General features: G+C 41.4%; 21 protein-coding genes. 20 read left to right on the top strand and 1 reads right to left on the bottom strand.

The window, feature by feature from the left end; translation table 11 throughout:
* Window positions 1-167: 167 nt before the first annotated feature.
* The 9 genes from GWK08_RS11910 (at window position 168) to GWK08_RS11950 (ending at window position 9681) form a co-directional block, all read left to right on the top strand.
* The gene (locus GWK08_RS11910) at window positions 168-3158 is read left to right on the top strand and encodes an amidohydrolase family protein (RefSeq protein WP_163607412.1); all 2991 of its coding nucleotides are present in this window, start codon (window positions 168-170) and stop codon (window positions 3156-3158) included.
* Between the two features lie 18 nt (window positions 3159-3176).
* On the top strand, window positions 3177-4481 hold the full coding sequence (locus GWK08_RS11915; RefSeq protein ID WP_163607413.1) for an amidohydrolase family protein: 1305 nt from the start codon (window positions 3177-3179) through the stop codon (window positions 4479-4481).
* A gap of 109 nt (window positions 4482-4590) precedes the next feature.
* The gene (locus GWK08_RS11920; protein WP_163607414.1) at window positions 4591-5172 is read left to right on the top strand and encodes an RNA polymerase sigma factor; all 582 of its coding nucleotides are present in this window, start codon (window positions 4591-4593) and stop codon (window positions 5170-5172) included.
* A gap of 54 nt (window positions 5173-5226) precedes the next feature.
* The gene (locus GWK08_RS11925) at window positions 5227-5538 is read left to right on the top strand and encodes a hypothetical protein (RefSeq protein WP_163607415.1); all 312 of its coding nucleotides are present in this window, start codon (window positions 5227-5229) and stop codon (window positions 5536-5538) included.
* A gap of 11 nt (window positions 5539-5549) precedes the next feature.
* Complete coding sequence (locus GWK08_RS11930) at window positions 5550-6011, top strand: Spy/CpxP family protein refolding chaperone (RefSeq protein WP_163607416.1); 462 nt, start codon at window positions 5550-5552, stop codon at window positions 6009-6011.
* A gap of 139 nt (window positions 6012-6150) precedes the next feature.
* Window positions 6151-6918, top strand: coding sequence for a YHYH protein (locus GWK08_RS11935; RefSeq protein ID WP_204336047.1), 768 nt, complete (start codon window positions 6151-6153; stop codon window positions 6916-6918).
* The gene (locus GWK08_RS11940) at window positions 6919-7494 is read left to right on the top strand and encodes a toxin-antitoxin system YwqK family antitoxin (protein ID WP_239524902.1); all 576 of its coding nucleotides are present in this window, start codon (window positions 6919-6921) and stop codon (window positions 7492-7494) included.
* A gap of 4 nt (window positions 7495-7498) precedes the next feature.
* The gene (locus GWK08_RS11945; RefSeq protein WP_163607417.1) at window positions 7499-8149 is read left to right on the top strand and encodes an SCO family protein; all 651 of its coding nucleotides are present in this window, start codon (window positions 7499-7501) and stop codon (window positions 8147-8149) included.
* A 185-nt stretch (window positions 8150-8334) separates the two neighbouring features.
* Complete coding sequence (locus GWK08_RS11950) at window positions 8335-9681, top strand: cytochrome-c peroxidase (protein WP_163607418.1); 1347 nt, start codon at window positions 8335-8337, stop codon at window positions 9679-9681.
* Window positions 9682-9762: 81 nt separating this feature from the next.
* On the opposite strand, the gene GWK08_RS11955 is transcribed toward GWK08_RS11950, so the two are convergent.
* On the bottom strand, window positions 9763-10554 hold the full coding sequence (locus GWK08_RS11955) for a DUF6503 family protein (RefSeq protein ID WP_163607419.1): 792 nt from the start codon (window positions 10552-10554) through the stop codon (window positions 9763-9765).
* A gap of 93 nt (window positions 10555-10647) precedes the next feature.
* Here GWK08_RS11955 and GWK08_RS11960 point away from each other — a divergent pair, with 93 nt between their 5' ends.
* From GWK08_RS11960 to GWK08_RS12010, 11 genes are all read left to right on the top strand, one after another.
* On the top strand, window positions 10648-11451 hold the full coding sequence (locus GWK08_RS11960; RefSeq protein WP_317168151.1) for a TrmH family RNA methyltransferase: 804 nt from the start codon (window positions 10648-10650) through the stop codon (window positions 11449-11451).
* Between the two features lie 10 nt (window positions 11452-11461).
* Window positions 11462-12694 carry a M48 family metallopeptidase gene (locus GWK08_RS11965; protein WP_163607421.1) on the top strand — a complete coding sequence of 411 codons (1233 nt, stop codon included), beginning with the start codon at window positions 11462-11464 and terminating at the stop codon, window positions 12692-12694.
* Between the two features lie 41 nt (window positions 12695-12735).
* Window positions 12736-14940 (top strand): RelA/SpoT family protein, encoded by a 2205-nt coding sequence (locus GWK08_RS11970; protein WP_163607422.1) that lies wholly within the window; start codon window positions 12736-12738, stop codon window positions 14938-14940.
* Window positions 14941-14983: 43 nt separating this feature from the next.
* A complete protein-coding gene (locus tag GWK08_RS11975) occupies window positions 14984-15424 on the top strand; it encodes a Fur family transcriptional regulator (RefSeq protein ID WP_163607423.1) in 441 nt (146 codons plus the stop codon).
* A 31-nt stretch (window positions 15425-15455) separates the two neighbouring features.
* Window positions 15456-16727 carry an adenylosuccinate synthase gene (locus tag GWK08_RS11980; RefSeq protein WP_163607424.1) on the top strand — a complete coding sequence of 424 codons (1272 nt, stop codon included), beginning with the start codon at window positions 15456-15458 and terminating at the stop codon, window positions 16725-16727.
* 84 nt (window positions 16728-16811) lie between these two features.
* Window positions 16812-18578 (top strand): OstA-like protein, encoded by a 1767-nt coding sequence (locus GWK08_RS11985; protein ID WP_394352003.1) that lies wholly within the window; start codon window positions 16812-16814, stop codon window positions 18576-18578.
* 57 nt (window positions 18579-18635) lie between these two features.
* Entirely contained in the window at window positions 18636-19829 is a 1194-nt protein-coding gene (locus GWK08_RS11990) for an aspartate aminotransferase family protein (RefSeq protein WP_163607495.1), read from the top strand.
* 86 nt (window positions 19830-19915) lie between these two features.
* A complete protein-coding gene (locus GWK08_RS11995) occupies window positions 19916-21316 on the top strand; it encodes a tetratricopeptide repeat protein (protein WP_163607426.1) in 1401 nt (466 codons plus the stop codon).
* A 34-nt stretch (window positions 21317-21350) separates the two neighbouring features.
* Window positions 21351-22316, top strand: a complete 966-nt coding sequence (locus GWK08_RS12000) for a DUF368 domain-containing protein (RefSeq protein ID WP_163607427.1) — start codon at window positions 21351-21353, stop codon at window positions 22314-22316.
* Between the two features lie 3 nt (window positions 22317-22319).
* Window positions 22320-23339 (top strand): DUF368 domain-containing protein, encoded by a 1020-nt coding sequence (locus GWK08_RS12005; protein WP_163607428.1) that lies wholly within the window; start codon window positions 22320-22322, stop codon window positions 23337-23339.
* The gene (locus GWK08_RS12010) at window positions 23311-24066 is read left to right on the top strand and encodes a shikimate dehydrogenase family protein (RefSeq protein ID WP_163607429.1); all 756 of its coding nucleotides are present in this window, start codon (window positions 23311-23313) and stop codon (window positions 24064-24066) included. Before GWK08_RS12005 ends, GWK08_RS12010 begins: the two co-directional genes overlap by 29 nt.
* Window positions 24067-24092 lie beyond the last annotated feature (26 nt).

Genomic DNA, 24092 nt, shown 5'->3' on the forward strand with positions numbered 1-24092 from the left:
CCGAAACTTTAGTGAAGGTGTAACAACCAACCGCCAACAACTACCAACGTGCTCCGAAGTCTTGACGAAGGAGCAACCCTCTCCAAACGTTAAAATATTCATAAAGAATCCGGCTTTCTTAAACTTATATTAACTTTAGACAGCTAAATAATTAATCAATTTCTATTATGAAAAAAATACTATTGGTACTCGCCATGTTCTGGTGTAGTATTTCTGTTTTTGCGCAGGAATATTTTCCGAAGAACGATGGTGTAAAGACGACCAACAATAATTTCACGGCTTTTACAAATGCCAGGCTATTTGTAACTCCCACACAAGTTATTGATAATGGAACACTACTTATTCAGAATGGTAAGGTGGTGGCCAGTGGAGCTTCGGTAAAGATTCCGGAAAACTCTGTGGTGATCGACCTTGGTGGAAAGTATATCTACCCTTCATTTATTGATATCTATTCTACATTCGGTGTTGAAAAACCCAAAAGAAGGCCCGGCGGCGGAAGATCTGCTCAATACAATCCTTCCAGAGAAGGCTTTTATTGGAACGATCATATTATGCCGGAGAATAAGGCAATGAGTAAGTTTAAATTCAGTAACCAGAAAGCCAAAGATCTTGTCAAATCAGGTTTTGGAGTGGTAAACACTCATATAGAAGACGGGATCATCAGGGGTACCAGTGTCCTGGTTGCTCTTAATGCAGATGGTGATAACAGTGAACGAATTTTAGATCAGGATGCGGCTCAGCATCTGTCTTTCTCTAAAAGTGTTACTTCCAATCAGAGTTACCCCACTTCCATTATGGGGGCAATGGCCCTTTTAAGGCAACTCTATCACGATGCCAAATGGTATAAGGATGGGAACTCTTCTACCAAGGATTTATCCATCGAGGCTTTGCTGGCAAATCAGTCGCTTCCTCAGATCTTTGATGCAGGCGATAAAATGCAGGCGTTCCGAGCAGCTAAAATTGCCAATGAATTTGGTTTGAACTACATAATTAAAGGTGGTGGAAATGAATTTGAGCGCATCGATGATATAAAGAATACCAATGCGAGTTATATTGTTCCTCTCGACTTCCCGATCGCTTATGATGTAACCGATCCGTATAATGCCAGCAAGGTATCTCTGGCCGATATGAGGCTATGGAATCAGGCGCCTACCAATCCGGGGTTAATGGCAAAGAACGGTATACGCTTTGCCCTTACAACTGCAGGCCTTAAAAAAGCTTCCGATTTCAAAACGAATCTAATGAAAGCCCTGGAATACGGATTAGATAAGACCAAGGCTTTGGAAGCACTCACCACAACACCGGCAAGCCTGTTGGGAAAAAGCGATCAGCTGGGTTCTCTTAAAAACGGGAGTTATGCCAATTTCCTGATCACCTCCGGAGACATTTTTGATAAAAACACTACCCTCTATGAAAACTGGGTACAGGGACATAAGAATATCGTAAACGATATGAATATTAAGGATATCCGCGGAGAGTACGACCTTACTATTGCGGGTAAAAAATACCTCCTTAAGATCAAAGGGAAGTTTTCTGCTCCTTCATCTGAGCTAACGCTTAACTCTGCTAAAATAGGATCTAAAATGACCTATAAAAACGGCTGGGTAAATATTTTCTACAACCCGACCAGTGAAAAAACAGAGTTTGTACGGCTGACTGCTGCCGTAACTGCTTCCGACAATTTAAGTGGAAAGGGGACTCTTACCAATGGGAACGCGATTAGCTGGACCGCTGTAAAACAAGCCGGAAAAGAAGATGCAAACGGTAAAAAAGACAATGGTAATGCTAAAACCTATGAAACGGTTCCGGTTACCTTCCCTAATAAAGCATACGGGGTTAAAGAATTACCAAAACAGCAAACCATCCTGTTTAAAAATGCTACGGTATGGACCAACGAAGCAGAAGGTATCCTTAAGAATGCCGATGTACTTGTAAAGGACGGAAAGATAGTAAAGGTAGGTAGCAATTTATCGCAAAGCGGAGCAACGGTAATCGATGCAACGGGAAAACACCTGACTTCAGGTATCATAGACGAGCATTCACATATTGCAGCAGCTTCTGTAAATGAAGCTGGGCATAACTCTTCTGCCGAAGTAACCATGGAAGATGTTGTAAATCCTGAGGATATCAATCTTTACAGAAACCTTTCGGGAGGAGTTACCTCTATGCAGATCCTGCACGGATCGGCAAATCCTATCGGAGGACGCTCGGCATTGATAAAATTAAAGTGGGGAGAAAATGCAGATGAGATGATCATAGACAACTCTCCGGGCTTTATCAAGTTTGCGCTTGGAGAGAATGTAAAACAATCCAACTGGCAAAGTTTTAACCGTTTTCCTCAATCGAGAATGGGAGTAGAACAGGTATTTGTTGATTACTTCCAGAGAGCCAAAGAATACGATGAGAAATGGAAAAACTACAATAAATTATCTGCAAAAGCCAGGGCAAGGACCAAGGCACCGAGGTATGATATAGAAATGCATACCATTGCAGAGATCTTAAATAAAGAGCGTTTTATTTCCTGTCACTCCTATGTGCAAAGTGAAATTAATATGCTGATGAAAGTGGTTGAGAAATTTAATTTTAATGTAAACACTTTCACCCATATTCTGGAAGGCTACAAGGTAGCAGATAAAATGGCGGCTCACGGAGTTGGGGGATCTACCTTTTCCGATTGGTGGTCCTACAAGAATGAGGTTAATGACGCTATTCCTTATAACGCAGCCATCATGCACAATGCCGGGGTGGTTGTAGCTATTAATTCTGACGATCGCGAGATGTCGCGAAGGTTGAATCAGGAAGCGGCCAAATCTGTGAAGTACGGAGGAGTTTCTGAGGAGGATGCCTGGAAATTCATCACCCTTAACCCTGCAAAACTACTACATCTGGATGACAGGATGGGTAGTATAAAAGCGGGGAAAGATGCAGATCTTGTATTGTGGAGCGATCATCCACTGTCTATTTATGCGATAGCAGAGAAAACGATGATCGACGGAGCTGTTTATTATGACTATAAGCAAATGCAGCAAATACAGGAGGATATCCGGAATGAGAAAAACAAATTGATCAATATGATGATCAAGGAGAAGAACAAAGGTGTGAAGACACAGCAGCCTAAGAAAAAAGTAGATAAAGAACTTCATTGTAATTCATTATAACCTCAAAAAACTTAAAAAATGAAAAATTTAAAAAACATATTTTTTAGTCTCCTGGTGTTAATGAGTACAACGATGATGGCTCAGCAAACACCTGCAGGGAAACAAAAAGGATCCATCCTGATAACGGGAGCTACTGCCCATTTAGGGAACGGACAAACTATAGAAAACAGTGCTATCGGTTTCGACAATGGCAAGCTTACTTATGTGGGTACGCTGGCACAGGCAGACAGGAACAGTTTTTCCAGAGTTATCGATGCTTCGGGTAAACATGTTTACCCCGGATTTATTGCCGGAAATACTACTCTGGGTCTGGTAGAAGTAGATGCTATCAGGGCTACCGATGACGATGCGGAAATCGGGGGGATAATCCCTCATGTGCGCAGTTTGATCGCTTATAATGCAGAATCCAAAGTAGTGGAAAGTATGCGTCCTAACGGAGTTTTAATGGCTCAGATCACCCCTCAGGGCGGAAGGATATCCGGAACCTCATCGGTGGTACAATTTGATGCGTGGAACTGGGAGGATGCAGCTGTAAAAGCTGATGACGGTATTCATATGAATTGGCCCAACAGCTTTACCAGAGGAAGATGGTGGCTCGGAGAAGACCCTCGCCTGGTACCCAGTAAAAATTACAGCGAGCAGGTAGAAGAAGTTGTTTCTTTTATCAGAGAGGCCAGAGCGTATTTAAAGGGAAGTCAGTCGCCGAGAAATTTACCGTATGAAGCTGTAAAGGGATTATTTGACGGTACCCAGAGACTGTATGTTCATGTAAACGGTGAAAAAGAGATCGTAGATGCTGTTAATTTCACTAAGGAAAACGGGATACAGAAGCTCGTGATCATTGGCGGGGATGAAGCTCATAAAGTAGCCGATCTGCTGGCCAATAACAATGTATCTGTTATGATAAGCAGGCCGCACAGGCTTCCTAACAAGGAGGACGATAATGTAAAACACCCGTTTAACCTGGCAAAACTTTTAATGGATAAGGGAGTGGTTGTCGGGATAGAAATGAACGGAAGAATGAACCGTCAGGAAAGCCGTAATCTTCCGTTTTTTGCAGGAAGTTTTGCTGCTTATGGGATCGGAAAAGAGGATGCGGTAAAAATGATCAGCGGAAATGCAGCCAAGATCCTCGGAATTGATGATATTGCCGGTACTTTGGAAAAAGGAAAGGATGCAACCTTGTTTATTTCCGAAGGAGATGCATTGGATATGAGGACCAATATCGTATCTCATGCCTTTATTCAGGGGAGGGAAGTAAGCCTGGAAACTCATCAGACCAAACTCTGGAAACGCTATTCCCAAAAGTTTGGAGATAAGTAAACTAAAATTTATTTAAGATAAATACAGATATCCCGTTTTTACTCCTTTGTAGAAACGGGATATTTATTACCGATTAATTTTCCTTAATTTGAAGCTTTAAACTCCATCCTTGAAGGAAGAAGAATTTATACGGGAACTGCAACAAGCCAAACAGAGTGCCTACAGCCGCCTGATCGAGGACTATCAGCAAAAGGTGTTCAGTACCTGTATGTCCTTTGTTCCGAATAAAGAGGATGCAGAAGATATAGCCCAGGAAGTTTTTGTTGAAGTGTTCAATTCCATTCAAAAATTCAAAGGAAACTCCAAGCTCTCTACCTGGATCTACAGGATTGCCGTAAACAAATGCCTGGAATTTATTAGAAAGAAGAATACCAAAAAACGCTTTGCTTTTATGCAATCTGTTTTCGGCAAAAGTATGCCTGCAGATAAGTCTTCTTATTTTACAGAATTCAACCATCCCGGTGTACTGCTGGCGAACAAGGAACAAAGTGAGATCTTATTTAAAGCGATAGATAAATTACCCAAAGATCAGAAAGTGGTTTTTACACTTCATAAAATAGAAGGCTTGAGCTATAAGGAAATTGGTACGATAACGGAAAAAAGCTTATCTTCAGTGGAATCCTTAATGTTCAGGGCAAAGAAGAATTTACAGAAATTGTTACACAGTTATTACAAAAGTAATTACGGATAGCAAGTTTTTAAAACAAATGGCATCTAACAGTATAACTAAGTAATTCAACAACAAGTGAACAAGAAAACACCCATACAGGAAAAGATAGATAAGACTATCTATATGGCCTCGGAGATCTCCGAGCCAAAGGTGTCCCCTTTCTTTAAGGATAAGGTTATTAACAAGCTTTATGCAGAAAGAGAAGAACCTCAGCCCGTTCCTATCTGGTTCGCGCCGAAGTATCAGTTGGTGGTACTTATTGCTCTCCTGATATTGAATTCCTATGTTTTATACCAATATAGCGAGAGCAACCGGGAACAAAATATTGATAGTTTTGCAAGGAACTATGATCTGTCTTCCGGGGATAGCGAATTTACATTCGAATAAAGTTGATGATTATGAAGAAAAATTTACTCTTATATATTCTTATCCTGTTCCTTATCGGGGTCAACTCCTTTTTTCTTATCAAATTTATGAACGGGCCCGGGGAAGAAAAAAGGGAAAGGCGTGGCGGACCGGGTGGTTTTATCGCCAAAGAGCTCAATTTCAGCCCGGATCAGATGGATCGTTTTCACGAACTCAACAGAAGGCATCACAGGGCCATGAGGGAGATCTCTGATGAGATCCGGTTTTTAAAGGATGAACTCTTCAGCGGTATATCCGATGAAAATGTATCTGAAGCACATATCGATTCTATCAGTGCTCTTATCGGAGAAAGGGAAAAAGCCAAAGACATCGAGGTCTTTTATCACTTCAGGGATATTCTTGAGATCTGTGATGAAAAACAAAAAGAGCGCTTTAATAAAATTATATTAGAAGCCCTTCATAAAAGACCTCCCCCACCTCCGGGAAGAAGGTAAAACATTCAAACAGCATTTTTTAAGCCTCCGGTTTCTGGAACCGGGGGTTTTTTTATTTTTTTTCAGCATAGGGCGCAAGTTTTTCTCGCGGATCTCATCTCAATAACAAAACACCAGTAAATAATTAAAATCGATAAAAATGAAAAAGGCACTTTTTTTAGGTATGGTTGCAATGATTTTATTAAACTGTTCTGCCAGTGATGATGAGATGGAAACCCAGGATCCTGTTAACGAAGATCCGGTCGGAGAGACCGATTACGATATTACCGTTGTATTGTCTATGTTTTCCGGAACGGGCCTGTCTTATGAAGTAGATGGCAATACCGTAATATTTACCACACAGAATTTACCGGATCACACAAGCCCGTACTGGCCGGTTACCAATCCGCTTTACGAAGCTTATAACGGAAGTAATCCCAGTTTCCAGATCAACCCCAATACTATTTCTACACAGAATATTGTATTGAGCATTCCTCTTAATCCTGCGGAAGCCTCTAACAAACAAGCTACCGGTCTCGGGCCTATCGGGATCTCGCGAAACGGGGTTGTATTCTTTAATCAGTATGCGGGGCCGGATCAGCCTTTGACCAATGAGATCAATTCCTTCGATCAGTGGCTGGGTCATCCGCAGATGACCGGGCAGTACCACTATCATATAGAACCCACTTACCTGACCCAGGAATTCGGGGAAGATGCTTTTTTAGGGGTACTAGCCGATGGTTTTCCGGTATACGGGCCGGTAGAGAATGGCAGTACGATAACCAATGACGATCTCGATGCTTATCACGGGCACTTTTCCGCAACCGCCGAATTCCCTGATGGTATATATCACTATCATATTACTTCCGAAGACCCCTACATTAACGGGAACGGATATTTTGGAACCCCCGGAAATATTTCGCAATAAATGAAAAGGCTATTAACATTAATGCTCTGTGTCTTACCCTTGCTGATAACTACATGCCAGGAAGAAAACCGCCCGATCCTGAAATTAAAGGAATCGGATGAACGGCTGACTCTTAGAAACGGAATTTTATACTTTAAAAAAAGGGTATTTACAGGTTTTTTGGTTACCTATTTTCCCAAGGGCGATCTGAGGTCAAAGATCGAATATAAAGACGGAAGAAAACACGGTTTTGAACAACAGTGGTTTACAAATGGAAAACTGGCCCTGGATCGCCATTACACTAAAGGGAAGAAAACAGGAGTGCACAGGGCCTGGTGGGAAAAAGGATCTCCCAAATTCACATATCATTTTAACCATAGCGGGGAATATCACGGAAGTGTAAAAGAGTGGTATCCGTCCGGCCGGTTGTATCGATATTTTAATTATACCAACGGAAAGGAAACCGGCAGACAGCAGCTATGGAAAGATGACGGAAGTATAAAAGCCAATTACCAGGTGGTTGAAGGAGAACGCTTCGGCCTCATCGGATTGAAGAAATGCTATACGGTGACATCTAACAGTACGGAAATCAGATAAAAAAATGAAACATACTATTCTTCTATTATTTACACTAACACTATGGTCCTGTAATACGCCTAAAAAGGAATTGGCGGGATCTTTTTCCGACAAAGATCCGGTAACCCGCCTGCCGTATTTTAATTCTGCAGATTTTACCCCTCAATGGGAAAAAGGCATTCACAGGATACCCGATTTCTCTTTTATCAATCAGAATGGAAAAGAGATCACCAATAACACTTATAAGGGAAAGATCTATATAGCCGATTTCTTTTTTACGATCTGCCCCGGTATTTGCCCCAAGCTCACTAAAAATATGTATCAGTTACAGGAAGCATATGGCAAAGACGATCAGGTAATGCTTTTATCTCATTCGGTTATGCCCTGGGTAGATACCGTGGAAACCCTAAAGGAATATGCCAAAAACAACCGGGTAGACCCTGCCAAGTGGAACCTGGTGACCGGAAATAAAGAGCAGCTTTATGAGATAGCGAGAGAAGGGTATTTTGCCGATGAAGATTTTACCAGGACACAGGATGAAAACAAGTTTATCCATACTGAGAATTTTATCCTGGTGGATGGAGAAGGGTTTATCAGAGGGGTCTACAATGGAACTCTGGAAATAGAGGTCCAGCGATTGATGCGTCATATTGAGATCTTAAAAAAAGAATCCTGAGCCCCCTACTCTATACTAGTTCAGCCACGTTTTCAAGATTTTTCTATTGTTTTTGGAATAAACCACAAGTTTTTTAGAACAATCTCATCTAAACCTTTAAAACCAATAAATACAGATATGAAATACAACTACCTCTGAGATAAAATGACGATTGCCGTCAGCTATTAACATTTAAAATCTGATATATGAAAAGAGTTGGCTTTGTATTATTAGTAATGGTATTGTATTCATGTGCAAATGATGATGGGGAATACGTTCTTATTCCGACCACTCTGGACCAGGAATTACTGGCTACCCTAGATATTGCCTCTGACGGTCAGGGAACGAGTTTTTTTATCCTTCCCAATGAAACAGATCTGGCGAGTATTCCACAGGACCCTTTAAATCCGTTAACTCCTGAAAAAGTGGCACTCGGAAAACTCCTGGTACATGAAACAGCAACCGGAGGTGCTCCCAAGGTCGAGGCCAATAAGTTCGAATACGCCTGTGCCAGCTGTCATCCGGTAGCTTCCGGTTTCTATGCCGGTGTACGCCAGGGGATCAGTGAAGGCGGAATGGGGTTCGGCCTCGCCGGAGAAGCCCGGGTCCTGAATACGGTTACTCCTCTCGATTCTGTTGATATTCTACCTATAAAAGTGCCTACCCTCCTTAATGTGGCCTATCAGGATATTATGTTATGGAATGGGGCACTGGGGGGTACAGGCACGAATGCGCCTTTTGCAGCCGCTTCTGCGGATGAGATCCCCGAAAACCTCCTGGGCCTTGAAGGTCTGGAAGTTCAGGGAATGGCAGGACAGGACGTACACCGTTTAAAGATAGATGAGGAATTTGCGGAAACTTATGGTTATAAATCCATGTTCGATGCAGCTTTCCCCGATATCGCCGAAGAAGAAAGATATTCCCGCTTTACGGGAGCCCTTGCTATAGCAGCATTTAACAGAACGGTCCTGGCTAACCAGGCGCCCTGGCAGGATTGGTTAAAAGGCGATTTTGATGCAATGACGGAAGAGGAAAAAAGAGGAGCTGTTTTGTTCTTTGAAAAGGGGAAGTGTGTGAATTGCCATACGGGTCCGTCACTTAAATCGAATGAATTTCACGCTCTTGGAATGGGAGATCTCACAGGAAACGGAGCTGTAATTCTCGATCAGGAGAACTTTGATGAGAACGTAGTAAAAGGAAGAGGCGGATTTACAGGCAGAGCCGAAGACAATTATAAATTTAAAGTACCAAACCTATACAACCTGGCGGATAACCCTTTTTACGGCCACGGGGGCACGTTTACTTCTATCCGTCAGGTTATCGAATATATAAACAGGGGGCAGAAGGAGAATCCGCTGGTTCCCGATTCTCAATTAGCAAGAGAATTCGGTGGCCTGGGATTAACAGAACGGGAAATCGACCAGCTGACAGCTTTTATTACCAATGCACTACGGGATCCTAATCTGCAACGCTATGAACCCGACAGTGTGCTCTCTAATAACTGTATTCCCAATAACGACGCGCAGTCTAAGATAGATCTTGACTGTGAATAGTTTTTTATTTGGTTTTTATGTTGTAAACGAAAAAGCCCCGGCATTGAGCCGGGGCTTTTTTATCTTAAACACTTTAAATTCCTATTTCTCAGCAACTACAGCACCTTCCGGTTTTGCAAATATAGATGCATCAGGTCTTTCTTTTGAAACAGTAACATTAGCAAAATTTACTGTATTTCTTGGTTGTACAAGTTTACTTCCCTCATTTACAAACCAGGTAATAGAGTTAGGTAATACTAGTCCGTCAAATTCTTTCCAGTCGTTATATCTTATGTAGTGAACATTGTCATTGGCTTCTCCTCTACCGTAAGTTACGGTATATCCTAACCATGCCATAGTGTTATCTTCTGCATTGTAGTAGATATAATAGTTATCATCCGGAGAATCTCCGATATTAGACTCATATGAGATCTTGAATCCGGGATAATTCACACCTTCATAAACAAGGTCTTCTGCTTTTTCATATTTGATCCCATCATCTCCAAGAACGAATGGCATCGCATAGAAATAAAATATAAGATTGTGGTAAAAACGAGGATTTCCTCTGTAATAAGCAGAATCCTGCTTGATCCACGAATCCTTCCCATCAAATCCCATAGTGTATTTTTCAGTTTCGATAAGATCGTTTCTGGAAACAAGGTCTATGGTTTGTTTTTCATTCCCTCCTGGCTTTACAATCTCATAGCTCATACTGCGCATGGATTTCCAGTTTCTTATTCCGCCGTGTTTATCAAAAACTGCAGCGATTTCCTGAGGGTAATCCGGTAGTTGGATCTCTTTTTCAACCTCAACTACTTCTTTTTCCGTTGTTTTGGTTTCTTTACATGCTGCAAAGAGTACAACGATCAATAATAATAAGCTAGCTTTTTTCATTTGAATCAGTTAGATTTTAAATTTTGCATGCTTTGTCGTAAAGACCTCCGATTAATTACAATTAAATTCTATTTTTACTCAAAATTTTATCCGGTGAAAGAGATTTCAAGTGTTCAAAATCCGCTAATAAAGCAAATACTGCAGCTTAAAGACAAATCCAGAGAGCGAAAAAAACAAAAGCTTTTTGTTGTTGAGGGGCTGAGAGAGATATCCCTGGCCCTGAAAGGAGGTTATGATTTTGAATATATTTTGTTTTATGAAGGGATCCTGTCTCCGGATAACATAAACTCTTTTTTAAGTGAGTTTTCCACGGAGGCTAAGCTCATATCGATCTCCAAAGAAGTATATCAGAAACTGGCGTACAGGGAAACCACAGAAGGTGTCATCGGGCTGGGAAGATCTAAGGAACATCAGCTTGACAGTCTGAATTTTAAAAAGGATAATCCTTTGATCCTGATAGCGGAAGCTCCCGAGAAGCCCGGAAACATAGGTGCTTTGCTCAGAACCGCTGATGCTGCCAACCTGGATGCGGTTATTATTGCCAATCCGAAGACAGATATTTACAATCCCAATATCATACGCTCCAGCGTGGGGTGTGTTTTTACCAATAAAGTGGTAAGCGGATCTACTCCCGATATCATTGAGTTTTTAAAAAATAACAAAATACAGATTTATTGTGCGGCTTTATCTGCTTCGAAGAACTATCATCAGGTAGATTTCCGTGGTCCCTCGGCTATTGTGGTAGGGACCGAAGCCACAGGCCTGGGTGAAGAATGGCTGAGTAGTTCCAGTCAGAATATCATCATTCCCATGCAGGGAGAAATAGATTCCATGAATGTATCTGTTTCGGCAGCAATCCTTATTTTTGAAGCCAAAAGACAGCGAAATTTCAGTTAATTCTTTAAGTATGAATCCATCGGTATTGTTTTATATCATCATTGGTATCCTTTTAGTGGATTTTATTCTGGACAAAGTTCTGGATTATCTAAACGCGAGCTATTTTGACCGGGAGATCCCGGAAGGGATCAGGGATGTCTATGACGAAAAAGAATACAAGAAATCCCAGGCCTATAAAAAGACCAATTATCGTTTCGGGATCATAACTTCGGTCTTTTCGCTATTTCTCATTATTTCTTTCCTCCTGCTCGACGGTTTTGAATATGTAGATACCTTTGTCAGGTCTTATACCGAACATCCCATTCTCAATGCACTTTTGTTTTTCGGGATCATTATGATAGGAAGCGATCTTTTAAGCACGCCTTTTTCCTGGTATCACACCTTTGTTATAGAAGAAAAATTCGGTTTTAATAAAACCACCAAAAAGACCTTTATTACAGATAAGATCAAGGGTTGGTTAATGATGATCGTCCTGGGCGGAGGGATCCTTTCGCTTGTTATCTGGTTCTATCAGATAAGCGGCAGGAATTTCTGGTTGTATGCATGGGGTTTAATGACTTTATTCTCTGTATTTGCCAATCTTTTCTACAGCAGGCTGATCGTTCCTATTTTTAATAAACAGACCCCGCTTGAAGAGGGTGAGCTCAAATCGGAAATTGAAGATTATGCCGGAAAAGTAGGCTTTCAGTTAAAAAATATCTTTGTCATAGACGGTTCCAAAAGATCCACTAAGGCCAATGCGTACTTTTCGGGCTTTGGCAGGGAAAAAAGGATCACTTTATATGACACTTTGATCAATGATCTGGAAAATGATGAAATTGTGGCAGTCCTGGCACATGAAGTAGGTCATTATAAAAAAAAGCATATCATTTTTAACCTTATAAGCTCGGTTTTGCTTACCGGTCTGACTTTATACATTTTATCGTTGTTTATCAATACCCCGCAATTATCACAGGCTATTGGTGTGGAGACCCCGAGTTTTCATATCGGCCTGATCGCTTTTGGTATTCTATATAGCCCAATCTCAGAAATAACGGGGCTTATCATGAATTACTTCTCAAGAAAATTCGAATACCAGGCAGATGCTTATGCGAAAGAAACCTATGCATCAGAGCCCCTGATCTCCTCTTTAAAAAAATTGTCGAAAAACAGTTTGAGTAACTTAACCCCCCATCCTGCATACGTATTTATGCATTATTCTCATCCAACACTTTTTCAGCGAATAAAGGAACTTAGGGCATAAAATTTGTTGTATACTAAATAAGTTTGTGCTAATTTTAAATTATGGCAGTAGTAGATTTAGAACAGGAAAATAAGGCGATTGCCAAGCAATATAAAGAATTGCTCAAGATAAGCTATCAGACGCTGACAGATGAGGAAAAGAAACTCATCAGGCTGGCATTTGATACGGCTGTCGATGCCCATAAGGAGCAGAGACGCAAATCTGGGGAGGCATATATTTTCCATCCGATAGCAGTAGCCAAGATCGTGGCTTCGGAAATCGGAATGGACGCTACTTCTATTGTCGCTGCTTTATTGCATGATGTGGTGGAAGATACCGAATACACCCTGGAAGATATAGAACAGATGTTCGGGGAAACCGTTGCCAGGATCGTAGACGGACTTACCAAGATCTCTCACCTGAAGAAGGATAAGGATATCTCTATGCAGGCGGAGAATTTCCGTAAAATGCTACTCACATTAAACGACGATATACGGGTAATTATCATAAAGATCGCAGACCGGCTTCACAATATGCAGACCATGGCTTCCATGCCGGAGCATAAGCAGGTTAAAATAGCATCGGAAACCCTGTATATCTACGCTCCTCTGGCACACAGGATAGGTTTGTACAATATCAAGACCGAACTGGAGGATCTGGGATTGAAATATACGGAGCCCAATGTTTATAACGATATCCTGAATAAGATCGAGGAGAGTGAGGACGAGCAGAAGGCTTATATCAAAGCTTTTTCCGCTACTTTGGAAGCAAGTCTCAGCAAGGAGAAACTCAGTTATCAAATAAAAGGACGATCCAAGTCCATTTTCTCTATCAGAAGGAAGATGCAGGCACAGAATGTGACTTATGACGAGGTTTATGACAAATTTGCCATCCGCATCATCTATAAATCGGATACTAAAAATGAAAAATTCCTTGCCTGGAAGATCTATTCGATAGTTACAGATCACTTCAGGCCTAACCCTACCCGCTTGCGTGATTGGATCTCTTCGCCTAAATCTACAGGTTATGAGGCCCTGCATATAACGGTAATGGGACCCAAGGGAAGATGGGTGGAAGTTCAGATAAGAAGTGAACGTATGCATGAGATAGCCGAAAAAGGTTATGCTGCACACTTTAAATACAAGCACGGAGAACATCAGGAACAAGGACTGGATGTATGGCTTAACCGCCTGCAGGAAGTCCTCGAGAGCTCAGAGACCAGTGCGGTGGATTTCGTGGAAGATTTTAAACTGAATCTTTACGCCAAGGAGATCTTTGTCTTTACGCCTAAAGGGGATCTGAAGTCCCTTCCGAAGGGAGCTACTCCCCTGGATTTTGCTTTCAATATCCATACGGAAGTAGGAATGCATACCCGTGGTGCCAGGGTAAACGGAAAACTGGTGCCTCTGAGTTATGAGCTGAGCAGCGGAGATCAGGTAGATATTATTACTTCGGAAAAAGCAAAGCCCAATGCCAACTGGCTGGATTATGCCACTACGGCACGGGCAAGAACCAAAATAAAATCTTCGCTAAAAGAAGAGAAAAAGAATATTGCAGAAGACGGAAAAGAGGTTTTAAGAAGAAAAATGAAGCAACTGAAGATTACGCTGAACGACAGTTCCGTAAACGATATGGTTGTGTATTTTAAACTCAAAACAAGCCTTGACCTCTTCTACAGGGTAGGTATCGGGACCATTGACAACCAGATGCTGAAGAATTTTGCAGCATCCAGGACCAATACCTTTATCAATTTCTTTAAGAACAGGATCAGAAAGAACAATGTTCCTGAAGATGTAAACAAGGATGAGATCACTGCCAAATACGACCTTTTGGTCTTTGGTAAGGAAGAGGAAAAACTGGATTACAAATTTTCCAATTGCTGTAGCCCTATTCCGGGAGATGATGTATTTGGTTTTGTAACCGTAAACGAAGGAATAAAAGTGCATAAAAAAGATTGTCCGAATGCTATTTCGCTTCAATCCAATTACGCGTACCGGATCATTCCTGCCAAGTGGATAGATTCTTCACAACAAGGCTTTACAGCTGTTATAAGACTTAACGGTATTGACAACCTGGGGCTGGTGAGCGATGTAACCAAGGTTATATCTAACAATATGCACGTGAATATGAAGAACATAAATTTCGATACCGAAGGTGGCATATTTTCAGGTAAGATCACGGTAGTTGTAAAGAACAATACCATCCTTAAAAAACTTATGGATAATCTTAAAAAAGTAGGCGGGATAGATAAAGTAACCCGAATTTAATTTTTAGCTGTACATTTGTATCAGAATATTTGAAAACCGTATCATGGCTGACGATAAAAATCAAGAAATTGTAAAAAATGTGTTCACCACTTTTCTGGAGGAAAACGGACACAGGAAAACTCCTGAGCGCTATGCTATTCTTCAGGAGATATACAATAGCGATGAACATTTCGATATAGAATCGCTTTATATCAAAATGAAAAACAAGAATTATCGTGTAAGCCGTGCTACACTCTACAATACTATAGAATTACTTTTGGATTGCAACCTTGTCAGGAAGCATCAGTTCGGGCAAAACCAGGCCCATTATGAAAAATCCTATTTTGACAAGCAACACGATCACGTGATCCTTACCGACACCGGAGAAGTTATGGAATTCTGTGATCCTCGTATCCAAAGTATCAAAAAAACCATAGAAGAGGTCTTTAACATTAAGATCCACAACCACTCACTTTATTTTTACGGAACAAAAGAAAAAAACTAATTAATCATCTAATATTTAAGCATTATTTATAATGGCAGTAGATTTACTCCTGGGACTACAATGGGGCGATGAAGGAAAAGGCAAAATTGTAGACGTTCTGACCAAAGACTATGATATTATTGCACGTTTTCAGGGAGGGCCCAATGCAGGTCACACTTTGGAATTCGACGGAATAAAACACGTACTTCACACCATTCCTTCGGGGATCTTTCACCAGAATGCGATCAATATTGTCGGGAATGGAGTGGTTATAGATCCTGTGATCTTTAAAAAAGAACTGGACAATCTTAAAAAGTTCAATATCGATATCAAATCCCGCCTGCTGATCTCCAGAAAGGCGCACCTGATACTCCCTACTCACCGTTTACTGGATGCTGCTTCGGAAGCTTCCAAAGGAAAAGCCAAGATCGGTTCTACCCTTAAAGGTATCGGCCCGACATATATGGACAAGACCGGAAGGAACGGGATGCGTGTAGGTGACCTGGAACTCAGTAACTGGAAAGACAGATACCGAGCCCTGGCCAACAAGCATGAGGCGATGATCGATTTCTACAATGTTGATGTACAATACGATCTTAAAGAACTTGAAGAGGAGTTCTGTGATGCTGTAGAAGTATTAAAAACACTGACCTTTATAGATAGTGAAGAATATATCCACCAGGCGCAGAAACAAGGAAAGACCATCCTTGCAGAAGGAGCGCAGGGTTCTCTTCTCGATATAGATTTCGGAACATACCCCTATGTTACTTCCTCCAATACCACCGCTGCAGGAGCTTGTACCGGACTTGGAGTAGCTCCTAATAAGATAGGAGAAGTACTAGGTATATTTAAGGCCTATGCTACCAGAGTTGGAAGCGGCCCCTTCCCTACCGAGCTTTTTGACGAGGTTGGAGAGACTATGGGACGCGTAGGAAATGAATTCGGTGCTACTACAGGAAGAAGGAGAAGATGCGGATGGCTGGATCTTGTAGCTCTGAAATATGCCGTTCAGGTAAACGGGGTTACCCAGTTGATGATGATGAAAGGTGATGTGTTAAGCGGATTTGACCGTCTTAAGGTTTGTACAGGCTATAAACACAACGGAGAGACTATCTCACATTTACCTTACAACATAGAGGAAGATAGCGTAACACCGGTATATACGGAGCTTAAGGGATGGGATAAAGATCTGACCAAGCTGACTTCGGCAGATCAGCTTCCGGAAAACCTGAATGCTTATATCGAATTCCTGGAAAAAGAACTGGAAGTGCCTATCAAGATCGTATCTGTAGGCCCCGACAGGACTCAGACCATTTACCGATAAGCGATGATACGGGAAGGTCGAAGCCTTCTTAAAAACATCACAATAAATAATTATCTAATTCAAAAAATCTTATTTTTGAACCAAATTTTAGGTTTGAAATCATTGAGTCGTTTTGTATTGTTTTTATTTGCGGTCTTTTTTATTTCCGGTGTACAATCGCAGGAAAAAAAGAAGATAGATATTATATATGGAGGTACCTTCAGCAGGGATGAGATCAAGCATCCCGGGAAATCTATCTTCAGCAAGAAAAACAACAGGCAGGTGCAGTTCCAGCATCAGGGTGCGGATCTGTGGTGCGATCTGGCGGTTCTCAATCCAAAGGAAAACCTTATTGAAGCCTACGGGAATGTACGATTGAACCAGGGAGATACCGTTCAGATGAACAGTGCTTACCTCAGGTATGACGGGAATAGCAAACTGGCGGTCGCCAAAGAAAATGTAAGGCTTACCAATGTTAAAACCACCCTGACCACCGATTCCCTGCATTTCGACAGGAATGTACAGGAAGCTTATTACGAGAGTTTCGGAACCGTAAGAGATTCGGTCAATGTTCTTACCAGTAACAAGGGACGTTATTTTATTGAGAAGAAAAAATATCAGTTTCTTAGTGATGTGGAGATCACCCATCCGGAATATGTATTGAATTCGGCCCAGTTGGACTACTACACCACCACTCAGCACGCTTATATGTACGGTCCCTCTACTATTGTGGGAAAGGATTATAAGGTGTATTGCGAAAGAGGGTTTTACAACACCAATGACGAAAACGGTTATTTCGTCAAAAATTCGAGGATCGATTACAACAACCGGATCATTAACGGAGATAGTCTTTACTTTAATAAGTTAAATGAATTTGCCTCGGCCACCAATAACATTAAGGTTATAGATACCATTAATAAAGGAGTGGTAAAAGGGCATTATGCAGAAGTTTTTAAGGCGAAGGACTCCGTTTTTATTACCAAAAGAGCGGTAGCTATCAACCTTCTGGAAAAAGATTCTATTTATATTCACGGAGATACCCTTATGGTTACAGGGAAACCCGATCATCGCATTATCAGGGGCTTCAGGAATGTAAAGATCTACAAGTTTGACCTCAGCGGAAAAGGCGATTCTATCCACGTAGATCAGAAAACAGGTATCACGCAGCTTATAGGAAAGCCGTTGGGGCCTAATGCTTCTACGCTCCGGTTATCGGAACGAAGAAAGTTAAATCCGGTATTATGGTCGGGAGAAAACCAGATGACCGGCGATAGTATTCACCTGATCACCAATCTGGAAACCGAAAAACTCGACTCTCTTAAGATCCTGAACAACGCTTTGATCATGCAGAAAGATACTCTGAGCAAGGACGGTTTTAACCAGGTAGTGGGTAAGGATCTCTTCGGGAAGTTTATAGAAAGCGAATTAAAGGAGGTCGATATCATCAAGAATACCGAGGTGATCTACTATATGTACAACGATAAAAACGAATTGATAGGGATCAATAAATCGGTGTGCAGCGCCATTAATATGACCTTTTTTGAAAGTCAGATAGAGGATATTACTTTTATCACGAATCCCGACGGGACCATTTATCCGGAGGCAGATCTCCCGGTAAATGCCCGGAGGCTCAGAGGCGTGCTCTGGCGCGGAGATGAGATGATACGGAAAAAGGATGATATTTTTGACGAAGATGACTACAATATAGAGCTTGTAAAGATACGGGGGATCGATAATCCCATCGATATAGATGCCGAAGAGTCCGAAAGATCGAAGGAGGGAGAAAAAGATCCTGAAAAGAACAAGGCAGTACCAAAAGCCAAAGCCGTAATACAGGAAAAGGAAAAGTCAAAATCGGCTTCCAAACAATAAAACCAGACAGGATTTCATATCGAATACCATCCTGATCAAACCTCAAACACAGAAAGTATCAAAGAAGATTTCTTTAAATATCAGGCACAAACAGGTCCGCATCCATTGGCTATGGAAATTTCGCATGCCGAAGGTTCCTATATCTACGACAATTCCGGAAAAGCTTTCCTGGATTTTGTTGCGGGGGTATCTGCCAACAGCCTTGGGCATGGTCATCCTACGGTTACCAATGCCATTAAAGAGCAATTAGATGCCTATACTCATGTTATGGTTTACGGAGAATATATCCTTAAACCTGCCGTAGAACTGAGTAAGCTTCTTGCAACCCACCTTCCCGCTCCCCTGGAGACTACCTACCTGACAAATTCGGGTACGGAAGCTACGGAAGGAGCCCTGAAACTGGCAAAAAAGGTAACAGGAAGATCTGAGATCATTGCGGCCGAAAAGGCCTATCACGGCAATACGCAGGGAGCCATGAGTGTCATGGGCTTTGAAGAACGGAAAAGTGCTTTCCGGCCCTTAATTCCGGGAACCCGCTATATCAGATTCAATAGTGAAGAAGACCTTTTAAAGATCACTGCTAACACAGCAGCGGTAATCCTGGAGACCATACAGGGAGGAGCTGGTTTTGTGGCTCCGGAAAACGATTATCTAAAAAAGGTAAAAGCCCGATGTGAGGAAACAGGCGCCCTTCTCATCCTGGATGAGATACAGCCCGGTTTCGGGCGTACGGGCCGCTTATTCGGCTTTGAACATTACGATATAGTACCCGATATAGTTATCATGGGAAAAGGTATGGGAGGAGGAATGCCCGTGGGCGCCTTTACTGCTTCCAGAGCTATGATGGATAATCTTAAGGAAGGCCCCAAATTAGGGCATATTACCACCTTCGGAGGCCATCCGGTTATTGCAGCAGCCTGCCTGGCTACTCTGAAAGAGCTGACACAAACCACCCTTATACCCGATACGCTGCGGAAAGAAACACTCTTTCGGGAGCTCCTCGTTCATCCGCTGATAAAGGAGATACGGGGCAAAGGTCTTATGCTGGCGTTATTATTTGAAAATGAAGAAATTACCAACCACCTCATCCTGAGATCGCTCGATAAAGGGCTGATCCTTTTCTGGTTATTATTCGAGAAAAAAGCTGCCAGAATTACTCCTCCTCTAACTATTTCGGAAGAGGAAATTCGTAGCGGATGCGCGATTATTCTGGAGGTTTTAGACGAATACCAGGGCTTAAATGTTAACTAATTTGTTAATAACAAAACGGATTTTCTTAAAAATTGAAGCCTTCATATTTTAATTTTAGAAGTAAGGAAATCTAAAAAAGCATGCCTATGCAGTTTAGTTCTAATGAAGAAGAAAACTTCCCCATTTCGAGGTTTGAATCAATGCTTAAAACAAATAATGTTTACTTTTTCGACTCCACTGATTTTGAAGAAATTATACATCACTATCTCGACTCCGGAAAAGTAGCACTGGCCAAAAAGGCAATCAAAATAGGGCTGGAACAACATACATCTTCCATCAACCTGAAACTCCTCCATATTGAAGTCCTCGTCTTTGAAAACAAACTGGAAGTAGCAGAAAAAATGCTGAATGAATTGATGGCCATCGAATATTCCAATGAGGAAATATACATTCAGAAAGCCAATATCTATTCTAAAAAAGACGATCATGAGAAAGCCATAGAGCTTCTGAAGGTGGCCCTCGCCTATGCCGAAGAGACTACAGATATCTTTTCCCTGATCGGGATGGAGTACCTGTTTATGGACGATTATAAGGCCGCTAAAGATTATTTCATCAAATGTATCGATGAAGATTTCGAAGACTACTCTTCACTTTATAATATTATTTATTGCTATGAATTTCTGGAGGACTTCGACGGGGCTATAGAGTTCCTGAACGGATACCTGGACAGGAATCCCTACAGTGAAGTTGCCTGGCATCAGTTGGGAAAACAGTTCTTTGCCAAGGAAATGTACAAGGAAGCCCTTGCCAGTTTTGAGTTTGCCATCTATTCGGATGATATCTTTATAGGGGCCTATCTCGAAAAGGCCAAGGTCCTGGAAAAACTCGGGCGTTATGAAGAAGCTATCGAGAACTACGAGACAACCCTTCAAATTGATGATCCCACCTCATTTGCCTACCTGAGAATAGGTATCTGCCAGGAAAAACTGGGTAATAAGGACATCGCAAAGCAATACTATTACAAGACTGTTCATGAAGATCCGCTTCTAGATAAAGGGTGGATCGCCATTACAGATTTTTACTTTAAGCAGAAGAATTACAAAAAAGCGTTGTACTACATCAATAAGGCGCTTAATATAGACAGTGAGAACGTACTTTACTGGAAACGCAGTGCAGAGATCAACGAAAAGCTTTCTCTTTATGAGGAATCTGATATCTCCTATCAGAAGACCATAGAATTGGGTAATTACGAATTGGAGACCTGGATCTCCTGGAGTGATATTCTTTTAAAACTGGGAGATTATGAGAGCGGGATCCAGACCCTGCTGCAGGCTTCAGAATTCTACCCGGAAGAAGCTTCCATCGAATACAGACTGGCAGGCTTCTACTTTCTTACGTCTCAGACGGTAAAAGGGCGGTTCTACCTGAAGAATGCCCTCAGAAATAATTTTGACAAGCATATTTTAATTGAAGAATTATTCCCCGCCATCAGTAAAAGGAACTCGGTTGTGAATTTTATAACAGAATTTAAAAACACTTCTATGTAATATTCCATACTTTTGCTTGAGTTAACAGAAAAGTATGCCAAGATCGACTAAAGATTATGCCCTGATCACCCTAAAAGGAATATGCATGGGTGCCGCAGATGTGGTTCCGGGAGTATCCGGAGGAACTATTGCCTTTATTTCGGGAATCTACGAAGAACTAATTACCAGTATCGACAATCTTAGTATCGCCAATTTAAAAGGTATTCGCAAAGAAGGTTTTGCAGCTACCTGGAAAAAGATCAACGGAAATTTTCTCCTGGCCTTATTTGCCGGGATATTTATAAGTATTCTCTCATTGGCAAAGGGAATCGAATGGCTTCTGGAAAATGAACCCATAGTGCTGTGGTCTTTTTTCTTCGGTCTGGTTGTGGCAAGTATCTTTCTTATCATTAAAAGCATCAGTAAATGGAATGCGCTCGCAATTATTTTCCTGATTGCGGGAACACTCATATCTTATTATATAACCATTGTAGAACCCACCAGTTCTCCCGGCAGTTTTTACTATCTGTTCCTCTGCGGGTTCATTGCTATCATAGCCATGATATTACCCGGGGTTTCCGGAGCTTTTATCCTGGTTTTACTGGGAGCATACAGCACGGCTATTGAAACGGTAAATACCTTTCTGGAAAGTGTCTTTGAGCTGAATTCGGAAAAATTCATGGATGCCTTCCTTAAGTTCATTTCCCTGGTATTAGGAGCTATCCTCGGTTTAAAAACCTTTTCCAAAATGCTTAAATGGATGTTTTCTAATTATAAAAACTTAACTTTATCTGTACTGACGGGCTTTATGATCGGTTCCCTGAACAAGATCTGGCCGTGGAAAAATACGTTGAGTTGGTTTGAGAATTCCCATGGTGAAAAGGAGCCTTTGCTTCAGGAGAGTATCTTACCTTCTGCCTTTGATGGCGACCCTAAAATAGTCTGGGCCGTTGGTTTTATGATCTTTGGCTTCCTGACTATTTATTTATTGGAAAAAATAGCGACTAAAGCCAGAAACTAATTCATGAATAGCACCAGAACATTAAAAGACAAGATTTTTTTAATAATAAAAGGTCTTGCCATGGGAGCCGCCAATAAAGTTCCAGGCGTTTCCGGTGGGGTGGTTGCTTTTGTCGCTGGTTTTTACGAAGAATTTATCTATTCCCTTCAAAAAATTAACGCCAAAGCCTTTAAGCTGCTTATAAACAGGCGCTATAAAAGCTTTGTACAATATATTAACGGGCGTTTCCTGGGGCTTCTTATCCTCGGAATGCTGATCAGTTATTTTAGCGTTTCAAAACTCCTGGATTATTTTATTGAGAAAAAGGAACTCTTTGTCTGGGCTGCTTTCTTCGGAATGATCATAGGCTCCATATATTATATCGGCAAGGATTTTCATCACTGGAACCGAAAAACCGTTTTCTTTTTCCTCATAGGAATATCTATAGGTATTGCCATCAGTTTTTTAAATCCCGCCAAAGAGAACACCAACCTTCTTTTTATTTTCGTTTGCGGGATCATCAGTGTATCGGGAATGACCCTGCCCGGCCTTTCGGGCTCCTTTATCCTTATTTTACTGGGAAATTACGTTCTCCTCCTGGTAGATTCGGTAAATGCGTTATACGATACGCTTGCGGAAATGCTGAAAGGCGATTTCAGTTTTATGAAAAATCAGGTAAGGATCAAGACCCTGACCATCCTGGGCGTATTTACCCTGGGATCAGCTACAGGCCTGGTTACTTTTTCACACCTGCTCTCTTACGTATTAAAGCATTTTAAAAATGTTACCACCGCACTGATCATAGGATTTATCTCCGGATCTTTGGGAGTAGTATGGCCCTGGAAAAAAACGATCTATAAGACCGACGAAGCCGGCATTCTGATCATGGACAGTAACGGAGAAAAGATCGTTCATAATTACGAGCGCTTTCTACCCGACCCTCTGCTTGCAGAGACCTGGTATACGATCGGATTTGTAATTTTGGGAATTCTAATTGTATTGGCACTGGACTGGTATGGAAAAAAAACACGAAAACATTCTTAACTTATTCGGATTGATAGGAAAAAATATTTCCTATTCCTTCTCACAGGGTTATTTCAACAAGAAATTCGAAAATTCGGGCTTACAGTCGTATCTGTACACCAACTTCGACCTGCCTGCCATAGAAGCTTTTCAGGAGGTTATTGCCAATACCCTTAATTTAAAAGGGCTTAATGTTACCATTCCCTATAAAGAAGCAATCATTCCCTACTTAAACGAGCTCGATAGTGACGCTGCAGCGATTGGAGCAGTAAATACAATAAAAATTGAGGAAAACGGTCTGAAAGGCTTTAATACCGATCATCACGGGTTCAGAGAATCTATCCATCCTTTTCTGAAAGAACATCATAAAAAAGCGCTCATCCTCGGAACCGGAGGTGCTTCAAAGGCCATAGCTTTTGTCTTTGATCGTTTGGGTATAGATTATGCCTTTGTTTCCAGGAAAAAAGCCAGAAATCAGTTTACTTATAACGACCTCAACCAGGATCTCATCAGCTCCTATCCGGTTATTGTGAATTGCACTCCCCTGGGCACTTTTCCCGATATTGAGAATAAACCCTCCATTCCGTATGAGTTTATCACTTCCGGACATCTGCTATACGACCTTATTTACAATCCCGAAGAAACCAGCTTTCTTAAATTGGGAAGGGAAAGAGGGGCTCAAACTCTAAACGGCTTGCAGATGCTTGAACTACAAGCAGAAAAAGCCTGGGAAATATGGAATAGCTAAATATTGAATTTCCTTCACTTTTTTAA

Source organism: Leptobacterium flavescens, from assembly GCF_010671605.1.
GTDB lineage: Bacteria > Bacteroidota > Bacteroidia > Flavobacteriales > Flavobacteriaceae > Leptobacterium > Leptobacterium flavescens.

Excerpts from the sequence above, each read along its gene's own strand:
- GWK08_RS11910 (WP_163607412.1), top strand. The coding sequence starts at position 168 with ATGAAAAAAATACTATTGGTACTCGCCATGTTCTGGTGTAGTATTTCT.
- GWK08_RS11915 (WP_163607413.1), top strand. The coding sequence starts at position 3,177 with ATGAAAAATTTAAAAAACATATTTTTTAGTCTCCTGGTGTTAATGAGT.
- GWK08_RS11930 (WP_163607416.1), top strand. The coding sequence starts at position 5,550 with ATGAAGAAAAATTTACTCTTATATATTCTTATCCTGTTCCTTATCGGG.
- GWK08_RS11935 (WP_204336047.1), top strand. The coding sequence starts at position 6,151 with ATGAAAAAGGCACTTTTTTTAGGTATGGTTGCAATGATTTTATTAAAC.
- GWK08_RS11940 (WP_239524902.1), top strand. The coding sequence starts at position 6,919 with ATGAAAAGGCTATTAACATTAATGCTCTGTGTCTTACCCTTGCTGATA.
- GWK08_RS11945 (WP_163607417.1), top strand. The coding sequence starts at position 7,499 with ATGAAACATACTATTCTTCTATTATTTACACTAACACTATGGTCCTGT.
- GWK08_RS11950 (WP_163607418.1), top strand. The coding sequence starts at position 8,335 with ATGAAAAGAGTTGGCTTTGTATTATTAGTAATGGTATTGTATTCATGT.
- GWK08_RS11955 (WP_163607419.1), bottom strand. The coding sequence starts at position 10,554 with ATGAAAAAAGCTAGCTTATTATTATTGATCGTTGTACTCTTTGCAGCA.
- GWK08_RS11965 (WP_163607421.1), top strand. The coding sequence starts at position 11,462 with ATGAATCCATCGGTATTGTTTTATATCATCATTGGTATCCTTTTAGTG.
- GWK08_RS11970 (WP_163607422.1), top strand. The coding sequence starts at position 12,736 with ATGGCAGTAGTAGATTTAGAACAGGAAAATAAGGCGATTGCCAAGCAA.
- GWK08_RS11975 (WP_163607423.1), top strand. The coding sequence starts at position 14,984 with ATGGCTGACGATAAAAATCAAGAAATTGTAAAAAATGTGTTCACCACT.
- GWK08_RS11980 (WP_163607424.1), top strand. The coding sequence starts at position 15,456 with ATGGCAGTAGATTTACTCCTGGGACTACAATGGGGCGATGAAGGAAAA.
- GWK08_RS11995 (WP_163607426.1), top strand. The coding sequence starts at position 19,916 with ATGCAGTTTAGTTCTAATGAAGAAGAAAACTTCCCCATTTCGAGGTTT.
- GWK08_RS12000 (WP_163607427.1), top strand. The coding sequence starts at position 21,351 with ATGCCAAGATCGACTAAAGATTATGCCCTGATCACCCTAAAAGGAATA.
- GWK08_RS12005 (WP_163607428.1), top strand. The coding sequence starts at position 22,320 with ATGAATAGCACCAGAACATTAAAAGACAAGATTTTTTTAATAATAAAA.
- GWK08_RS12010 (WP_163607429.1), top strand. The coding sequence starts at position 23,311 with ATGGAAAAAAAACACGAAAACATTCTTAACTTATTCGGATTGATAGGA.